This window comes from Streptomyces sp. NBC_00984, assembly GCF_045162475.1.
GTDB lineage: Bacteria > Actinomycetota > Actinomycetes > Streptomycetales > Streptomycetaceae > Streptomyces.
In genome coordinates this window covers 6,412,556-6,428,052 of the sequence record NZ_CP108734.1, presented here as the reverse complement: position 1 = coordinate 6,428,052, position 15,497 = coordinate 6,412,556, and the positions used below count along the sequence as shown (strand labels likewise).

Annotated in this window: 15 protein-coding genes; 11 read left to right on the top strand and 4 right to left on the bottom strand. The window is 71.1% G+C overall.

Features of this window, described 5'->3' with window-relative positions; translation table 11 throughout:
• Positions 1 to 26 precede the first annotated feature (26 nt).
• Together efeU and OG520_RS28765 are read left to right on the top strand one after the other, a co-directional pair.
• Complete coding sequence (gene efeU / locus OG520_RS28770) at positions 27 to 998, top strand: iron uptake transporter permease EfeU (protein WP_399326191.1); 972 nt, start codon at positions 27 to 29, stop codon at positions 996 to 998.
• Positions 931 to 1,869 (top strand): hypothetical protein, encoded by a 939-nt coding sequence (locus tag OG520_RS28765; protein ID WP_406015115.1) that lies wholly within the window; start codon positions 931 to 933, stop codon positions 1,867 to 1,869. Before efeU ends, OG520_RS28765 begins: the two co-directional genes overlap by 68 nt.
• Before the next feature lie 57 nt (positions 1,870 to 1,926).
• On the opposite strand, the gene OG520_RS28760 is transcribed toward OG520_RS28765, so the two are convergent.
• Positions 1,927 to 2,673, bottom strand: a complete 747-nt coding sequence (locus OG520_RS28760; protein ID WP_399326195.1) for a bifunctional DNA primase/polymerase — start codon at positions 2,671 to 2,673, stop codon at positions 1,927 to 1,929.
• Between the two features lie 383 nt (positions 2,674 to 3,056).
• Here OG520_RS28760 and ddaH point away from each other — a divergent pair, with 383 nt between their 5' ends.
• Positions 3,057 to 3,941, top strand: a complete 885-nt coding sequence (gene ddaH, locus OG520_RS28755) for a dimethylargininase (RefSeq protein WP_406015114.1) — start codon at positions 3,057 to 3,059, stop codon at positions 3,939 to 3,941.
• A gap of 16 nt (positions 3,942 to 3,957) precedes the next feature.
• Here ddaH and OG520_RS28750 read toward each other — a convergent pair whose 3' ends face one another.
• Positions 3,958 to 4,953, bottom strand: a complete 996-nt coding sequence (locus OG520_RS28750) for a small ribosomal subunit Rsm22 family protein (RefSeq protein ID WP_406015113.1) — start codon at positions 4,951 to 4,953, stop codon at positions 3,958 to 3,960.
• Between the two features lie 141 nt (positions 4,954 to 5,094).
• On the opposite strand from OG520_RS28750, the gene OG520_RS28745 reads away from it, so the two are divergent.
• A complete protein-coding gene (locus OG520_RS28745) occupies positions 5,095 to 6,402 on the top strand; it encodes a hypothetical protein (RefSeq protein WP_406015112.1) in 1,308 nt (435 codons plus the stop codon).
• A 105-nt stretch (positions 6,403 to 6,507) separates the two neighbouring features.
• On the top strand, positions 6,508 to 7,158 hold the full coding sequence (locus OG520_RS28740) for a hypothetical protein (RefSeq protein ID WP_406015111.1): 651 nt from the start codon (positions 6,508 to 6,510) through the stop codon (positions 7,156 to 7,158).
• Between the two features lie 27 nt (positions 7,159 to 7,185).
• Here OG520_RS28740 and OG520_RS28735 read toward each other — a convergent pair whose 3' ends face one another.
• The gene (locus OG520_RS28735) at positions 7,186 to 8,508 is read right to left on the bottom strand and encodes a multidrug effflux MFS transporter (protein ID WP_406015110.1); all 1,323 of its coding nucleotides are present in this window, start codon (positions 8,506 to 8,508) and stop codon (positions 7,186 to 7,188) included.
• 86 nt (positions 8,509 to 8,594) lie between these two features.
• Between OG520_RS28735 and OG520_RS28730 the strand changes: the two genes are divergently transcribed.
• On the top strand, positions 8,595 to 9,599 hold the full coding sequence (locus OG520_RS28730; RefSeq protein ID WP_406016592.1) for a Gfo/Idh/MocA family protein: 1,005 nt from the start codon (positions 8,595 to 8,597) through the stop codon (positions 9,597 to 9,599).
• Between the two features lie 22 nt (positions 9,600 to 9,621).
• Here OG520_RS28730 and OG520_RS28725 read toward each other — a convergent pair whose 3' ends face one another.
• Positions 9,622 to 11,250 carry an alkaline phosphatase D family protein gene (locus OG520_RS28725; protein WP_399326205.1) on the bottom strand — a complete coding sequence of 543 codons (1,629 nt, stop codon included), beginning with the start codon at positions 11,248 to 11,250 and terminating at the stop codon, positions 9,622 to 9,624.
• Positions 11,251 to 11,512: 262 nt separating this feature from the next.
• Here OG520_RS28725 and OG520_RS28720 point away from each other — a divergent pair, with 262 nt between their 5' ends.
• The 5 genes from OG520_RS28720 (at position 11,513) to OG520_RS28700 (ending at position 15,482) form a co-directional block, all read left to right on the top strand.
• Positions 11,513 to 12,286 carry an SDR family oxidoreductase gene (locus tag OG520_RS28720; RefSeq protein WP_406015109.1) on the top strand — a complete coding sequence of 258 codons (774 nt, stop codon included), beginning with the start codon at positions 11,513 to 11,515 and terminating at the stop codon, positions 12,284 to 12,286.
• A gap of 114 nt (positions 12,287 to 12,400) precedes the next feature.
• Positions 12,401 to 12,868, top strand: a complete 468-nt coding sequence (locus tag OG520_RS28715; RefSeq protein ID WP_406015108.1) for a lamin tail domain-containing protein — start codon at positions 12,401 to 12,403, stop codon at positions 12,866 to 12,868.
• Between the two features lie 86 nt (positions 12,869 to 12,954).
• Complete coding sequence (locus OG520_RS28710) at positions 12,955 to 13,854, top strand: PhzF family phenazine biosynthesis protein (RefSeq protein WP_406015107.1); 900 nt, start codon at positions 12,955 to 12,957, stop codon at positions 13,852 to 13,854.
• Positions 13,855 to 14,074: 220 nt separating this feature from the next.
• Positions 14,075 to 14,476: a MazG-like family protein gene (locus tag OG520_RS28705; protein ID WP_406015106.1), complete on the top strand. Its 402-nt coding sequence runs from the start codon at positions 14,075 to 14,077 to the stop codon at positions 14,474 to 14,476.
• Between the two features lie 103 nt (positions 14,477 to 14,579).
• A complete protein-coding gene (locus OG520_RS28700; RefSeq protein ID WP_406015105.1) occupies positions 14,580 to 15,482 on the top strand; it encodes a glycosyltransferase family 2 protein in 903 nt (300 codons plus the stop codon).
• Positions 15,483 to 15,497: the final 15 nt, after the last annotated feature.

Sequence of the window (15,497 nt, the reverse complement as noted above, 5' to 3'; positions counted from 1 at the left end):
TCGAAGCAGAAAAGGAGAACCGAGACGTGTTCAGCAACTTCCTGATCGGCCTGCGCGAGGGCCTTGAGGCCAGCCTGGTCGTCTGCATCCTCATCGCCTATCTGGTGAAGACCGGCAACAAGAACAAGCTGGTGCCGATCTGGACCGGGGTAGGGATCGCGATCGTCGTCAGCCTGGCGTTCGGCGCCGGGCTCGAATTCGGTTCGCAGGAGATGACGTTCAAGGCACAGGAGGCGCTCGGCGGTTCGCTGTCGATCGTCTCCGTCGGCCTGGTCACCTGGATGGTCTTCTGGATGCGGCGCACCGCGCGGCACCTGAAGACGGAGCTGCACGGCAAGCTCGACGAGGCGCTCGCGATGGGTACCGGCGCGCTGGTCGCCACGGCGCTCCTCGCGGTGGGCCGGGAGGGCCTGGAGACCTCGCTGTTCGTGTGGCGTGCGGTGCACGCGGCGGACGACGGCTGGCACCCGATGATCGGCGCGCTCCTCGGCATCGCGTCCGCCGTCGTGCTGGGCTGGCTGTTCTACCGGGGCGCCCTGAGGATCAACCTCTCGAAGTTCTTCACCTGGACCGGCGGCATGCTGGTGATCGTCGCCGCGGGCGTGCTCGCGTACGGCGTCCACGACCTCCAGGAAGCCGAGTTCATCGGCGGTCTCCACAACCAGGCGTTCGACATCAGCGCCACGATTCCGCCGGACAGCTGGTACGGCACGCTGCTGAAGGGCACGTTCAACTTCCAGCCCGACCCGACCGTTCTCCAGATCACGGTGTGGGCGCTGTATCTGATCCCCACCCTCGCGCTGTTCCTCGCCCCGGTAGGGTTCGGACGGTCAGAAAGGGCGACGGATCAGAAGGTGCGGAAAGCAACGGATGAGAAGCCTGAGGCCGATTCGGCTGGCGACGGGGCTCGCGACGGCGACGGTGCTGTCCATGACGGCGAGCGGTTGCGTGACGGTGCACGGCGAGCTGGAAGTGGTGCCGGGGGCAACCAGGTCTGAGGCCGCGCAGGCCCTGAAGGCGTTCACCACCGCGTACAACGCGGCGGACAAGGCGTACGACCCGGCCCTGGACGCGGACCGGGTCACCGGCCCGCTCGGCGCGATCAATCAGGCCGGGCTGACGGCGCGGCAGAAGAACCATCCGGACGGCAACCCGGACCACTCGCCGCTGGAGCTGACCGACGCCCGGTATCTCATCCCGAAGAAGGCCGGCTGGCCGCGGTGGTTCCTCGCGGACACCGACTCCAACCGCGACCAGGACAGCGGGAAGCTGGACACCCGCTGGCTGGTCGTCTTCGTCAAGTCCGGGCCCGGCGCCGGGTGGAAGGCCTCCTACCTGTCGGTCCTCGCCACCTCCCAGGTGCCGATCTTCGCGAAGGACGACGAGGGCCGGGCCAGGCCGGTGGCCGTCGACAGCACCGAACTGGCCGTGGCACCCGAGGACTTGAGCACCCAGTACACGCAGTACCTGCAGAAGGGCACCCCGGACGTCTTCGCCCCCGGCTCCGCCACCTCGGACTGGCGGGAGTCGCGCCGGACCACCCGGCGGGCGGGCTTCTCGTACCAGTACATCGACCGGCCGCTGGACAGCGGTACGTTCGGCCCGCTCGGCCTGGAGACGGACGACGGCGGGGCGCTGGTCTTCTTCAGCAGCAAGCACTTCGAGCGGCAGACCGCGGCGAAGGGGCTGCGCCCGCCGCTCAACCAGGACGTGGAGGCGCTGCTGACCGGTGAGGTGGAGTCCACCCTCATCAAGGAGCGGGTCTCCAGCGAGCTGGTGTACGTCCCGAAGAAGGGCTCGACGAAGGACGGCGGCAAGGTGGTCGTACTGAACAGGCTACCGGGCCTGACGGCGGCGAAGGGCTCGTGACACGACCGGGGCCGCCCCGCGTGCGGGAACGGCCCCGGTCGTGATCCGGACGGTGCGCTAACGGCTCAGCGGCCACGCCACCGAGTCATGGTCGAGATCGCTCTGGTCCGCCTCGTCCGCGTACTGCGCGCACGCGTCGGTGAGCGTCTCCAGCAGGGTCAGCGGATCGGGCAGCGGGTTCTCCGGCCCGCGCACCCACCGCACGTCCAGTTCGCCGGGGAGCCGGGCCGGCGGCAGGAGCACATAGCTGCCGCGGCAGTGCCACCGCAGCCCCGGATGCTCGTCCATGGTCTCGGGGTGGCAGTCCAGCTCGCACGGCCACCATTCGTCCTCGTCCTCGGGCGTACCGCGGGTGGCGGTGAAGAAGAGCATCCGGTCGTCGCCGGACCGGGCGACGGGGCCGACGTCGATGCCCGCGGCGAGGAGCCGTTCCAGCGCCTGGCTGCCCGCGGACAGCGGCACGTCGAGAACGTCGTGGATCATGCCGGTCGCGGTGATGAAGTTGGCCTGCGGCTGGCTGTGGGCCCAGCGCTCGATCTGGGCCCGGTCGGTGGTGGACTGCGTCTGCCAGGCGAAGGAGATCGGGTGCCGGGCGGGGGTGGGACAGCCGATGCGTTCGCACGAACATCGGTATCCGACGGGATGGGCGGCCGGCGCGATCGGCATTCCGGCCTCGGCGACGGCCAGGAGCAGCGCCTCCCGGGCGGTGTCGTCGACCTCGCTCTGCTGCGGTTTGGGTCGGCGGCGAAGCCATTGGGAAAATTTGCTCTCTGAGCCGCGATAACGGCCGAAATCGGCGCCCATCTATCCCCTTACCTCAGCGTTGCCCCCGCCCATGGTCCCACCATCCTGCGCCTCGGGTGGCCGGAGTCCCGAAGCGGGGTACGGACGACAGTGCCGCGAGCTGGGCACTATGCCACTTCTTGTCATGAAATGACGGGTGCGTCACAGGGCGCCGGCCCGCGCAGGGCGTGGTCGTGGTCCTCGGGTAGCCCACCTCCGCGACCAGGCCGGGCGCCGCGTCATGGATCGCGCGGCGCGAGCGCTCGCTGCGGCGACTGGAGTCGGGCTGCCGGGTCTCTACCATGCCCGTCGATCCAGCAGCGGGACGAGTCGATACGTATCGTCTCCCCGTCGCGCGGAACCACCCGATCGGATCACTGCGCGCGGGCCCCGGAGAGCGGACCATGGGCTCACGCACAGACCCGTGCGAAGTCCCCCGGCAGGCAACCCCTGCCTTTCGTGAGGAGCCTTCGTTGCCTCGTGAAGCCACACCCCGCCGCTACCTGATGTGCGCGCCCACGCACTTCAGGGTGACGTACTCCATCAACCCCTGGATGGACCCCAGCAAACCCGTGGACCTGCCCCTGGCCCAGACCCAGTGGGAGGACCTGCGCGACCGGTACCGCGCCCTGGGGCACACCGTGGAGCTGATCGCCCCCCGCCCCGAGCTGCCCGACATGGTGTTCGCCGCCAACGGCGCCACCGTCATCGACGGCCGGGTGCTGGGCGCCCGCTTCGCGTACCAGGAGCGGTACGAGGAAGCCGGGGCCCACCGCGAGTGGTTCCGGGCGAACGGCTTCACCGAGATCCATGAACCGGACCACGTCAACGAGGGCGAGGGCGACTTCGCGGTCACCTCGTCGTACGTCCTGGCCGGGCGGGGCTTCCGGTCCAGTCCGCTCTCGCACGGCGAGGCGCAGGAGTTCTTCGGGCGCCCGGTGATCGGGCTCGATCTGGTCGACCCGCGCTACTACCACCTGGACACGGCGCTGTCGGTGCTCGACGACGCGGGCGACGAGATCATGTACTACCCGGGCGCCTTCTCGCCGGGCAGCCGGGCGGTGCTGGCCCGGCTCTTCCCCGGTGCGCTGATCGCCGAGGAGGCGGACGCCGCGGCGCTCGGCCTGAACGCGGTGAGCGACGGACGCCATGTGCTGCTGCCGCAGGCCGCGACGGGGCTCTTCGATCCGCTGCGGGCGCGGGGCTTCGAACCGGTGCCGATGGACCTGGGCGAGCTGCTCAAGGGCGGCGGCAGCGTGAAGTGCTGCACGCAGGAGCTGCGGGGGTGAGCGGGCGGGCCGCCCCTCAGGTGTTCTCGCCGGGCGGCCACGCGTCGCCCCACGCGACGTCCCGGGCGGCCCGGTACAGCTCGCCGTGCCGCTTGGTGACCGTGGCACGCCGCAGGGCCTCGTCGCGGGTGCACAGGTCCAGCAGCACCTGCCCCTTGCGGATCTGCGGCTTGCGGGTGACCCGCGCGCGGACGGGCTCCGTCCCGAAGCGGGTCGCCACCACATAGCTGAACTTCTCGTCCTCGTACGGCAGCGAGCCGCCCTTGACCTGCCGGTGCAGCGAGGAGCGGCTGACCCGGGCCGAGAAGTGGCACCAGTCCGTGCCCGGCTCGATCGGGCAGGCCTCGCTGTGCGGGCAGGGCGCGGCGACGCTCAGTCCGGCGGCGATCAGCCGGTCGCGGGCCTCGATGATCCGGGCGTAGCCGTCGGGGGTGCCCGGTTCGACGACCACGACCGCCTGCGCCGCCGCGGCGGCGGTGTCGACGAGGGCGGCGCGCACGTCCGCCGTCAGCTCCTTGAGTACGTAGGAGACGGTGATCAGGTCCGTGGGGGCGAGTTCGAGGCCCGCGCCGATCCGGGCCCGGCGCCACTCGGCGGCGCGCAGGGCGGGAATGCCGGACAGGCCGGCCAGCTCGCGGCCGAGGGTGAGCGCGGGCTCGGCCCAGTCCAGCACGGTCGTCCGCGGCCCCTCCCAGGCCCCCGCCACGGCCCAGCTCGCCGCTCCGGTGCCACCGCCGATGTCGGTGTGCGTGGCGGGCGTCCAGTCCGGCGCGGCCTCCTGGAGCGCGGCGAGGGCGGACCGTACGGCTTCGAAGGTGGCGGGCATCCGGTACGCGGCGTACGCGGCGACGTCGGAACGGTCGCGGAGCACCGGCGCGTCGGTCGGGGTGGTCCCGCGGTAGTTGGCGATGAGCCGTTCGACGGCCTGGGCGGCCTGCTTGGGCGGCAGCCCGTCGAGCAGTCCGGCCAGCGCCGCGCGCAGGACTTCCGCGGTGGGGAGGGTGGCGTTCACCGACGAATTGTAGGCAAAGCCGAACCAGTCGCCCCCGCCCCGGTATCCGCGCCGAACTGCACGGAATCCGAACTGCCGCGATGCCTGCGCAAGTTGCTACGCTGACCGCCGCGAGGTCGGGATTGCCCATTGAGGGGAACCATGAGACAGAAGATCGTGCGCCTGGCTCTGGTCGGCGGAGTGATCGTGCTTGCCATGCTTCTTCTGCTCGCCACGTGCGGCAGCGGCGAGAAGAGCACGGACAGGCCGGAGAAGCAGGCCGGAAAGAGCCCGACGAAGGTGACGCAGCTCACCGTTCCTTCCGCGTACGCGACGGAGCACGGCTGGGAGCTCATCGGGACCTCGCCCGACTACGCGATCTCCCGGACGACGGGCCGTCTCGCCTATCTGGTGCGGGAGTCGGAGACCAAGTACCAGCTGCGGACCATCGATTCCAAGACGGGAGAGGCCGGCTGGCACGGCGAGAGCTGGCGGCCCCCGTCCCCGCACCAGTTCCCGAGACTCCTCCCGGTCACCGTCGACGACCACGAGTACTTCGTGACGTGGGCGTACGGAAAGGTCGGCGAGAACGCGCTGACCCCCGCCGACACCATCGTCTCGCTGGATGTCTACGACGTGGAGGACGGTTCCCGGCGGCGCGTCGAGGTGCCGTGGAACTCCGTTCCGACGGTCTCCACCACCGGCCCCGGCATCCTCATCAGCGACGGCCGGACGAACAGCGCGGTGGTCGACCCGGTGACCGGCCAGGTGTCGAACGTCACGGCTGCCGCGCTCAAGTACCCGAAGGACTGCAAGACCTGCAAGCAGCTCACCGAGGTGCGCGGGCTGACGCAGAAGGGCCTGCTGGTCAGCGGGTCCAAGGAGTTCTGGGTGCAGGGCGGCTGGTTCAGCCGCAATGTCGCCCCCAAGGGCACGGACAGGCTCAGCGGGATCCCGACGTCGGTGATCCCCGGTCTGATCCTGGCGAAGTGGCAGCTCGCGAAGGGCGCCAAGCGCGCCACCACCCACGACATGTGGGCGGTGCAGGACGCGGAGACGGGCAAGACCCTGGCTTCGGTGGAGTGCAGCAAGCCCGCGATAAAGCCGGGCCAGTACCCGCAGCTCGTCTCCGCGCCCTCGGGCTCCTACCTGGTGGCCGGACCGCTCGCGTTCGACCTGGCCACGAAGCGGGGGTTCTGCTTCGAGGGGGCGGACGGCACCAAGCCGCTGACGCTGGCGTCCGTGAACGACGAGGGCACCGCGTACGGCGCGGCGAGCGCACGCAACGCGGCGGACGTGCTGGCCGGCGGCGGCGCCCCGGTCGCGGTCGCCGTCAGGAGCGGTTCGACGGGCGCCCTGCCGTCGAACGTACGGGTTCCGGGCATGGAGACGGCGGACGGTGTCGGCCTGTTCCGCTGGACGGACGAGAAGGACCGCCCGCACCTGATCGGCTACCCGAGGTCGTCGTAGCACGGCGCGGCGGCGTCGCGGAGAACGTCGAGAGGCGTCGCGGGGTCCGGAGCGGGGCGCGGAAATCCGTTCGCCCCGCTCCGGACCCCGCTGTTACAAGAGGGCATGGGAATCTGGACCGACGCCTTCATCGCACCGCCCGAGCCGACTCTCCTGCGGCCGGAGGCCTTCGGCCGTCTCGTGGTCGAGCTGGCACGTGAGCGCGTGGTCCGGACACCGTGGGCGCTCGTCGTGGGGAAGCTCTGCGTCAACGCCAGTCTGAACTGGGGCAGCGTCAGCGGGCAGGCCCGCTGGGACCGGCCTCCCGTCGGCACGGTGCTGCGGACCGAGGAGTATCCCGAAGACCTGCGGGACGACGATCCGCCGCCCTGGGGGGATTCCCACGAGGAGGCCCGGCTGCTCGCTTCCGGTGACGCGGTCCTCGACGTGCTGCCGGCGCTGCGGGCCGCCCCGTACGGCGCCGAGGACATCGCCGTCGTCTTCGACCGCATGGACTTCGGCAACCGGGCGATCACCGAGTACTTCCGGTTCGAGGACCACCGCACGATGCTGGTCTGCTTCGCCCTGGCGCGCCCGCAGCACCGGCCGCTGTACGCCAACGACTGCGAGGAACCCGGCGGGCCGATGCATCCGGTGCAGACCTGCGTGGTCCACACCTTCAAGCACGCGTCCGAAGACGGCGCGGTGCCACCGCTGGCCTCCGTCCTCTCCCGCTGGTTCGGGCCGGAGCCGATCAGTGGCAAGACCTGGGGCTGATCCTCGGCCCCGGTCCCGCCGCCCGTGTCACGACGTCCGCTGCCAGGGCCGGCACAGCCCGAGGAAGCAGACCATCGCGCCCACCGCGCACACCAGCTGGACGACAGCCATCGGAACGGCCGTGTCCTCGCCCGCGATCCCGACGAGCGGCGAGGCGACGGCACCGATCAGGAACGACGAGGTGCCGAGCAGCGCGGAGGCGGATCCCGCGGCGTGTTTCGTACGCATCAGCGCCTGCGCGTTCGTGTTCGGCATCGCCATCCCCATCGCCGACATCAGCACGAACAGCCCGGCGGCGACCGGGGCCAGGCCCACCTCCCCGAAGACCCCGGTCGTCATCAGCAGCAGCGCGAGCGCGGCGAGCGTGATGACGCAGAGCCCGAAGGTGAGTGCCTTGTCCAGGCTGACCCGGCCGACCAGCAGCCTGCCGTTGATCTGGCCGACGATGATCATGCCGACCGAGTTGATGCCGAAGAGCAGGCTGAACGTCTGCGGCGATGCCCCGTAGATCTCCTGCATGACGAACGGCGACGCGCTCACGTACGAGAAGAGGGTGGCGAAGGCGAGGCTGCCCGCGATCATGTAGCCGGTGAAGACCCGGTCGGCGAGCAGTCCGCGCATGGTGCGCAGCGCGTCGCCGAGGCCGCCGGTGTGCCGGTCCTGCGGCGGCAGGGTCTCGCCCAGCCACTTCCAGACGACGAGGGTGAGCGCCAGGCCGACGACGGTGAGGACGGCGAAGATTCCGCGCCAGTCGGTGAACCGCAGCACCTGTCCGCCGATCAGCGGGGCGACGATCGGCGCGACGCCGGAGATGAGCATCAGGGTGGAGAAGAACCTGGCCATCTCCACGCCGTCGTACATGTCGCGCACCACGGCACGGGCGATGACGATGCCCGCCGCACCGGCCAGACCCTGGAGAAGGCGGAAGCCGATGAGAAGCCCGGTGGTGGGCGCGAAGACGCACATCGCGGTGGCAATGACGTAGATGGCCATGCCGAGGAGCAGCGGCCTGCGCCTGCCCCACCGGTCGCTCAACGGTCCGACGACGACCTGTCCGAGCGCCAGGCCGGTCAGGCAGGCGGTGAGGGTGAGCTGGACGGTGGCGGCAGGAGCGTGCAGGGACTCGGTGACCGCGGGCAGGGCGGGGAGGTACATGTCCATGGAGAGCGGCGGTACCGCGGTGAGGCCGCCGAGGACGAGGGTGACGAGAAGTCCGGTGCGCCTGGCCGCTTCGGCAGCGGCCGGTTTTCCGGGAAGTGCGCCGGTGGCTCCGGGCTCAGAGGCTCCGGTCCCGGCGGTCGGTATGTGTGTGCGTTCCTGCTGGGCCCGGCTTGCGCCGCTCTCCGGCATTCTCATCTCCATGTCGTTGAATCCGCATCTATGCTCTCAGCTCAGCCGGACTGGTCGAGACCTTTTGGGGAGCAGACATGACAGGCATGAGCGGCGCTGTGCGGTGGGGTGTGCTGGCGACCGGCGGTATCGCCGCGGCGTTCACCGAGGATCTCCGGTCGATGCCGGACGCGGAAGTGGTGGCCGTCGCATCTCGGACAGATGCCTCGGCGCAGGCGTTCGCACAGCGGTTCGGGATACCCCGGGCGTACGGCAGCTGGGCCGCTCTCGCCGCCGACGAGGAAGTCGACGTGGTGTACGTCGCGACGCCGCACTCGGCGCACCGGGAGGCGGCGGCGCTCTGCCTGGAGGCCGGGAAGCACGTGGTGTGCGAGAAGGCGTTCACGCTCAACGCCCGGGAGGCGGACGAGCTGGTGAAGCTCGCCCGGGACCGCGGCCTCTTCCTGATGGAGGCCATGTGGACGTACTGCAACCCGGTCATCCGGCGCATGACGGAGCTGGTGCGGGACGGCGCCATCGGCGACATCCGCTCCGTGCAGGCCGACTTCGGGCTCGCGGGCCCCTTCGGTCCCGAACACCGGCTGCGCGACCGGGCGCTGGGCGGCGGCGCGCTGCTGGATCTCGGGGTCTACCCGGTGTCGTTCGCGCATCTGCTGCTGGGTGAGCCGGACCGGGTGCAGGCCGACGCGGTGCTCTCCCCCGAGGGCGTCGATCTGCACACCGCGATGCTGCTGGGCTGGTCGGATGCGGGCACCTCGGCGCTGTTGAACTGTTCGGTGGTCGCGGACACTCCGCAGACCGCGGCGGTCACGGGCTCGAAGGGCCGGATCGAGTTCCCGCGCGGCTTCTTCTACCCGGAGCGGTTCGTGCTGCACCGGACGGGACACGACCCCGAGGAGTTCACCGCCGGGGCGGCCGGTGCGGGGCTGCGCGGCCTGCAGTTCGAGCAGGCCGAGGTGGCACGGGCGCTGCGGGCGGGCGAGACGGAGTCGCCGCTGGTGCCGCTGGACGGGTCGCTCGCCGTGATGCGGACGCTCGACGCGGTACGTGACCGCATCGGCGTCCGCTACCCGGCCGACGACCTCGGCTGACCGGGGCTGTCCGGGAGGGGCCTCACGCAGGGGTGAGGCCCTGGTTCCCGACCTCGGTGACGAACGACCCGGCCGTCGCCAGGGGCGCGCCGGGCGTGGTGACGGCGGACACCGTGCGGTAGTCGGCGCGCGCCCGGTCCCGGCCCAGTGTGACGACGGCGTATCCGCGGCGGCCGTTGAAGAACTTCATGTGCGGGTTGGCCTGCATCTGGTTGTTCCAGCTGCCGGGCCGGTCCGAGCCGTCCTTGCCGCTGGTGATGGAGGTGGCGACGATCTCCGTGCCGACGGTGCGGGACGAGGGGTCGTCGAAGTCCTTCTTCAGGTCGAAGCCGTAGCCGACGTGCACATCGCCGGTCAGCACCATCAGGTTGGCGACCCCGGCGGCCTCGGCGCCCTTCAGGATGCGGCCCCGGGAGGCGGGGTAGCCGTCCCACGCGTCCATGGACACCTTGAAGGCGTCGGTGGGGACGTCGCGCCGCTGGGCGAAGGTGACCTGCTGCGGCACGACGTTCCAGGTGGCCTGCGAGGCGTGCCAGCCGTCGATCAGCCAGCGCTCCTGGGTGGCGCCGGTCATGGTGCGCGACGGGTCCTGGGACTCCGGTCCGGGCGTCTGCCAGCCGTCGCCGTACGCCTGGTCGCTGCGGTACTGGCGGGTGTCGAGGATGTCGAACTGGGCGAGCCGGCCGAACCGCAGGCGCCGGTAGAGCTTCATGTCCGGGCCGGTGGGGCGCTGCGGGGCGCGCAGCGGCTGGTTCTCCCAGTACGCGCGGTACGCGGCGGCGCGGCGCAGCAGGAACTCCTCCGGCGGCACGTCGTTCTCGGGAGTGTCGCCCGCGTAGTTGTTCTCGGTCTCGTGGTCGTCCCAGGTGACGACGAAGGGGTGCGCGGCGTGGGCGGCACGCAGGTCGGGGTCGGACTTGTAGAGGCCGTACCGCAGCCGGTAGTCCTCCAGCGTGACCGTCTCCCGGTTGTAGTGGGCGGGGAGCCTGCGGTCGGCGTACTTACGGGCTCCGCCGGTCGCGTCGACGGCGTACTCGTAGAGGTAGTCGCCGAGGTGGAAGACGACGTCGACGTCCTCCTGGGCGAGGTGCTTGTACGCGGTGAAGTAGCCGTCGTGGTACGCCTGGCAGGAGACGGCGGCCAGGCTCAGCGAGCTGTTGCGGGCGCCGCGGGCGGGGGCGGTGCGGGTCCGGCCGACGGGGCTGGTCCAGGTCCCGGTGCGGAAGCGGTAGTAGAACACGCGGTCGGCGTCGAGTCCCTTGACCTCGACGTGGACGCTGTGGTCGAACTCCGGGTGGGCGGTGGCCGATCCGCGCCGCACGACGCGGGAGAAGCGCTCGTCGCGGGCGAGTTCCCAGCTCACCTGCACCCGGGCCCGGGGCAGTCCGCTGCCGGCCTCGTAGGGGCGCGGTGCGAGTCTCGTCCACAGCAGGACCGAGTCGGGAAGCGGGTCGCCGGAGGCGACGCCGAGGGTGAACGGGTCGTCGCCGATCTTCCTGGAGTCCAGCTCGGCGGCGCTCGCGGTGCCCGCGGCGGGCAGGTTGACCGAGAAGGCGAGCGCGGCGGCGGCGCCGGTGACGGTGAGGAAGCGGCGACGCCCGACCTGCTTGGCGGCGTCGCGCATCTCCTGCTGGTGCGATGAGTCTGTCATCTGACCCTCCCCTGGCTGGTGGTGTACGCGAGCAGTTCACCGGCTCAGCACATCGAGCGGCTGTCGTGTTCGCGTCGCTCGGACGTCGCGTGGATGAGGAATGCGGCAGCAATGGGTCCGCGGGGACAAATCACGCATCCGAGACGAGACAGTGATCATCTTCGGCACCCGGCCGACGTGCGAACGCGCCGCCCCACGCGCCGCCTTGACCCCATGTGGCCTCACGCGCACCCCGGGGAGGAACGGCGTACGCTGCGGCGTCATGAGCAACGAGGTGTTGAATTCCGATGCGAAGACGGCGGTCGTGACGGGCGCGGGCTCAGGGATCGGCCGCGCGGTGGCGCTCGCCCTGACCGGCGCCGGCTGGTCGGTCGCGCTCGCGGGCCGGCGCCCGGAACCCCTCGCCGAAACCGCCGCACTGGCCGGGGAGAACGCCCGGGTGATCACCGTCCCCGCCGATGTGTCGCGCCCCGACGACGTGAGCGCGCTCTTCTCCTCGGTGCGGGAGTGCTTCGGCCGCCTCGATCTGCTCTTCAACAACGCCGGTGCGTTCGGCCCGCGTTCCGTCCCGGTGGAGGACCTCTCGGTGGCGGACTGGCGCTCGGTGGTGGACGTGAACGTGACGGGTGCGTTCCTGTGCGCGCAGGCGGCGTACCGGCTGATGAAGGAACAGGCCCCGCAGGGCGGCCGGATCATCAACAACGGCTCGATCTCCGCCCATGCGCCGCGCCCCCACTCGGTCGCCTACACCACGACCAAGCACGCCATGACGGGGCTGACGAAGTCACTGTCGCTGGACGGGCGTCCGTACCGGATCGCCTGCGGGCAGATCGACATCGGCAACGCGGCCACGGACATGACCGAGCAGATGCGGACCGGCATCCTCCAGGCCAACGGCGAACTCGCGGTCGAGCCGGTGATGGCGGCGGCGGACGTGGCCCGGACGGTGCTCCACATGGCGGAGTTGCCGCTGGAGGCGAACATGCAGTTCGCGACGGTCCTGGCGACGGCGATGCCGTACGTGGGCCGCGGCTGACGGGACGCTCCGACGAGCACCCCGGCGCGGGCGGTCGCCCCCCGCGCGCCGGGTCGCCGTGCGCTGCCCTTATGCTGACACCCCTTCACCAAAATTCCACACAAGGAACACAGCATGCGCATATGCACCGTGGCCCCCCTCACCCTGGCAGCCGCCACCGCCCTGGCCGGCTCGCTGCTCGTCGCGGCCCCCGCCTCCGCCGCCCCGCACCAGGGCGGGCTGCACCTCGGCAAGATCCAGTACGACAGCCCCGGCAAGGACACCCGCAGCAACACGTCCCTCAACGCCGAGTGGGTGGACATCCACAACAACAGCAAGTCGAAGCTGCAGCTCAAGGGCTACAAGCTGAAGGACAACACCGGTTACACGTACACCTTCGGCAGCTACACCATCGCCGCGGGCAAGACCGTCAAGGTCCACACCGGCCGGGGCAAGAACGCCTCGGGCAACGTGTACTGGAACCGCGGTTCGTACGTCTGGAACAACACCGGCGACAAGGCCCGGCTGATCAAGCCGAACGGCAAACTCCAGGACTCCTGCTCCTGGACGAAGTCGAGCAAGGGCACCAAGAACTGCCACTGAGCGCCTGTCGGGCGACCGCGGCCGGGGCACCCCTTTTTGCCGACGGGAAGGGAATGCCCCGGGCCGCGGCAGGGTTGACCTGCGGCATGAGCCAGATTCCAAGTATCGATGTCCTGCGCTACACCGCGTTCTCCGCCGACCCGGAGGGCGGCAATCCGGCCGGGGTCGTCCTTGACGCGTCCGGTCTCGACGACGCCGCCATGCTCGCCGTCGCGGCGGAGCTGGGCTACAGCGAGTCGGCGTTCCTGACCGGGCGGGGAGAGCCGGGCGGTGCGGGGTCGCCGGGCGGTGCGGGGTCGTCGGGCGCCCGGGAGTACACCATCCGCTATTTCAGCCCGAAGGCCGAGGTCCCGTTCTGCGGCCACGCCACCGTCGCGACGGCCCTGGCGCTCGCCGAGCGCGACGGCCCCGGCGACCTGGTGTTCGGCACGCGCGCGGGCACGGTCCCGGTCACCGTCACCCGGGAGGGCGCCGAACTCCGCGCCACGCTCACCAGCGTCGAACCGGATGTCGCGGACATCGCCCCCGACGACCTGGCGGAGGCGCTCGCCGCCCTGGACTGGCCGGCCGCCGATCTCGACCCGGCCCTGCCGCCCCGGATCGCCTTCGCGGGCGCCCGCCATCTGGTGCTGGCCGCCGCGACCCGTGAGCGGCTGGCCGACCTCCGTTACGACTTCGCGCGCCTCGAAGCACTGATGCACCGGCTGGACCTGACGACCCTGCAGCTGGTGTGGCGGGCGGCGCCGGCCGTCTTCCACGTCCGCGATCCGTTCCCGGTCGGCGGCGTCGTCGAGGACCCCGCCACCGGCGCGGCGGCAGCCGCCTTCGGCGCCTATCTGCGCGCCGGGGGCCTCGTTCCCGACACCGCGCTCCTCACCCTCCACCAGGGCGAGGACATGGGCCGCCCCGGCACGCTCACGGTCGAACTGCGGGCGGGCGACGCCCGGGTGCGGGTGAGCGGGACGGGAACCCGCATCGGGGACTGACGGGCCCACGCCGACGCGCTCGGCCGGCCGGTCGCGGCTGGCAGGCTGAGAGGCTGTCGGGTGACCTCCGATCGGAAAGCGGACGCGGTCTGGTGCGTGCGATTCCAAGGCGCCGGGATGTCCTCGTAGCGGAGCTACTAGGGCATTTCGGCAACGCGGGAAGCGTGCGTGCCAGACCGTGGCTGCCCGATTGGAGGTCACCCGACAGCCTCTGAGCACCATGGACCAGCAGAGCACCCACCGCCCCCGGCAGGACACCCCCCACGACCGGGACCACGACACCTGGCGGACGATCGACGAGCTGCACGGCTGGCTCGACGCGGAGACCGGCATCCCGCCCGAGCAGGATCTGCTGCTGCGGATGCTGAAGCTGTCGGAGGAGGTCGGCGAGGTCGCCCAGGCCGTCATCGGGGCGACCGGCCAGAACCCGCGCAAGGGCGCCAGCCATTCCTGGCAGGATGTGGAGGCCGAGCTCTGCGACGTCATCGTGACGGCGATGGTCGCGCTGCGCACCCTCGCCCCCGACGCGGCGGCCGTCTTCGACCGGCATGTGCGACGCGTCGCGGCACGTCCGCGGTCCCCGCTCGACCCGTCCCGCCGGACCCCCGGCACGGCACGCTGAGAATCACGGGGCCCGGCAGGGCGGCAACGGGTGGCTGAACAACGGGCGACGATCTCTTGGGGCTACGATCGCGGACACCGCAGCGAGACCAGGAGTGCCGACCGTGTCCGAACCACGCATCGCCGTATCCATCGTCACCATGGGCGACCGCCCGCAGCAGGTCGAGGCCCTGCTGGCCTCGGTGGCCGGGCAGGACGTCCGTCCGGCCCGCCTCGTCGTCGTGGGCAACGGATCGCCCCTCCCGGACTTCGGCGCGTTTCCCGGCCTGTCCGATCTGCCCGGCGGTGTGACGACGATCGAGCTGGCGGAGAACCTGGGCTGCCCCGGGGGCCGCAACGTCGCCCTGGCCAAGCTGGCGGAGTTCGGTGACGTGGATGTCGTCATCGAACTCGACGACGACGGACTCCTGGTCGACAGCGGGGTGTTCCGCAAGGTCCGGGAGCTGTTCGCCGCCGACCCGCACCTCGGCATCATCGGCTTCCGGATCGCCGACGAGCACGGCGAGACCCAGCGCCGTCACGTACCGCGCCTGCGCGCCTCCGACCCGATGCGGCGCGGACCGGTCACCGCCTTCCTGGGCGGCGGCCACGCCTTCTCGATGAAGATGCTCGCCCAGACGGGGCCCTGGCCGGCGGAGTTCTTCTTCACGCACGAGGAGACGGACCTGTCCTGGCGGGCGCTCGACGCGGGCTGGAAGATCCTTTACGAGCCCGATCTGCTGCTCCAGCACCCCAAGACCTCCCCGGCCAGGCACTCCGTCTACTACCGGTTGACGGCCCGCAACCGGGTCTGGCTGGCCCGCCGGAACCTGCCCCTCCCCCTGGTCCCGGCCTACCTGGGCATCTGGACCCTGCTCACCGTGGCCCGCACCCGGTCGGCGACGGGTCTGCGCGCCTGGGCCGGCGGCTTCGCCGAGGGTGTCCGTACCCCGTGCGGACGAAGGCAGCCGATGCGGTGGCGCACGGTGTGGCGGATGACGAAACTGGGACGGCCGCCGGTCATCTGATCCGCTCCGGACCGC

What these genes read in the sequence shown, in the direction of transcription:
- OG520_RS28730 (WP_406016592.1), top strand. Translation starts at nt 8,595, where the DNA reads ATGAGCGGCGCTGTGCGGTGGGGTGTGCTGGCGACCGGCGGTATCGCC.
- OG520_RS28715 (WP_406015108.1), top strand. Translation starts at nt 12,401, where the DNA reads ATGCGCATATGCACCGTGGCCCCCCTCACCCTGGCAGCCGCCACCGCC.
- OG520_RS28740 (WP_406015111.1), top strand. Translation starts at nt 6,508, where the DNA reads ATGGGAATCTGGACCGACGCCTTCATCGCACCGCCCGAGCCGACTCTC.
- OG520_RS28720 (WP_406015109.1), top strand. Translation starts at nt 11,513, where the DNA reads ATGAGCAACGAGGTGTTGAATTCCGATGCGAAGACGGCGGTCGTGACG.
- OG520_RS28735 (WP_406015110.1), bottom strand. Translation starts at nt 8,508, where the DNA reads ATGCCGGAGAGCGGCGCAAGCCGGGCCCAGCAGGAACGCACACACATA.
- OG520_RS28765 (WP_406015115.1), top strand. Translation starts at nt 931, where the DNA reads ATGACGGCGAGCGGTTGCGTGACGGTGCACGGCGAGCTGGAAGTGGTG.
- OG520_RS28705 (WP_406015106.1), top strand. Translation starts at nt 14,075, where the DNA reads ATGGACCAGCAGAGCACCCACCGCCCCCGGCAGGACACCCCCCACGAC.
- OG520_RS28725 (WP_399326205.1), bottom strand. Translation starts at nt 11,250, where the DNA reads ATGACAGACTCATCGCACCAGCAGGAGATGCGCGACGCCGCCAAGCAG.
- OG520_RS28745 (WP_406015112.1), top strand. Translation starts at nt 5,095, where the DNA reads ATGAGACAGAAGATCGTGCGCCTGGCTCTGGTCGGCGGAGTGATCGTG.
- OG520_RS28760 (WP_399326195.1), bottom strand. Translation starts at nt 2,673, where the DNA reads ATGGGCGCCGATTTCGGCCGTTATCGCGGCTCAGAGAGCAAATTTTCC.
- OG520_RS28710 (WP_406015107.1), top strand. Translation starts at nt 12,955, where the DNA reads ATGAGCCAGATTCCAAGTATCGATGTCCTGCGCTACACCGCGTTCTCC.
- ddaH (WP_406015114.1), top strand. Translation starts at nt 3,057, where the DNA reads ATGGGCTCACGCACAGACCCGTGCGAAGTCCCCCGGCAGGCAACCCCT.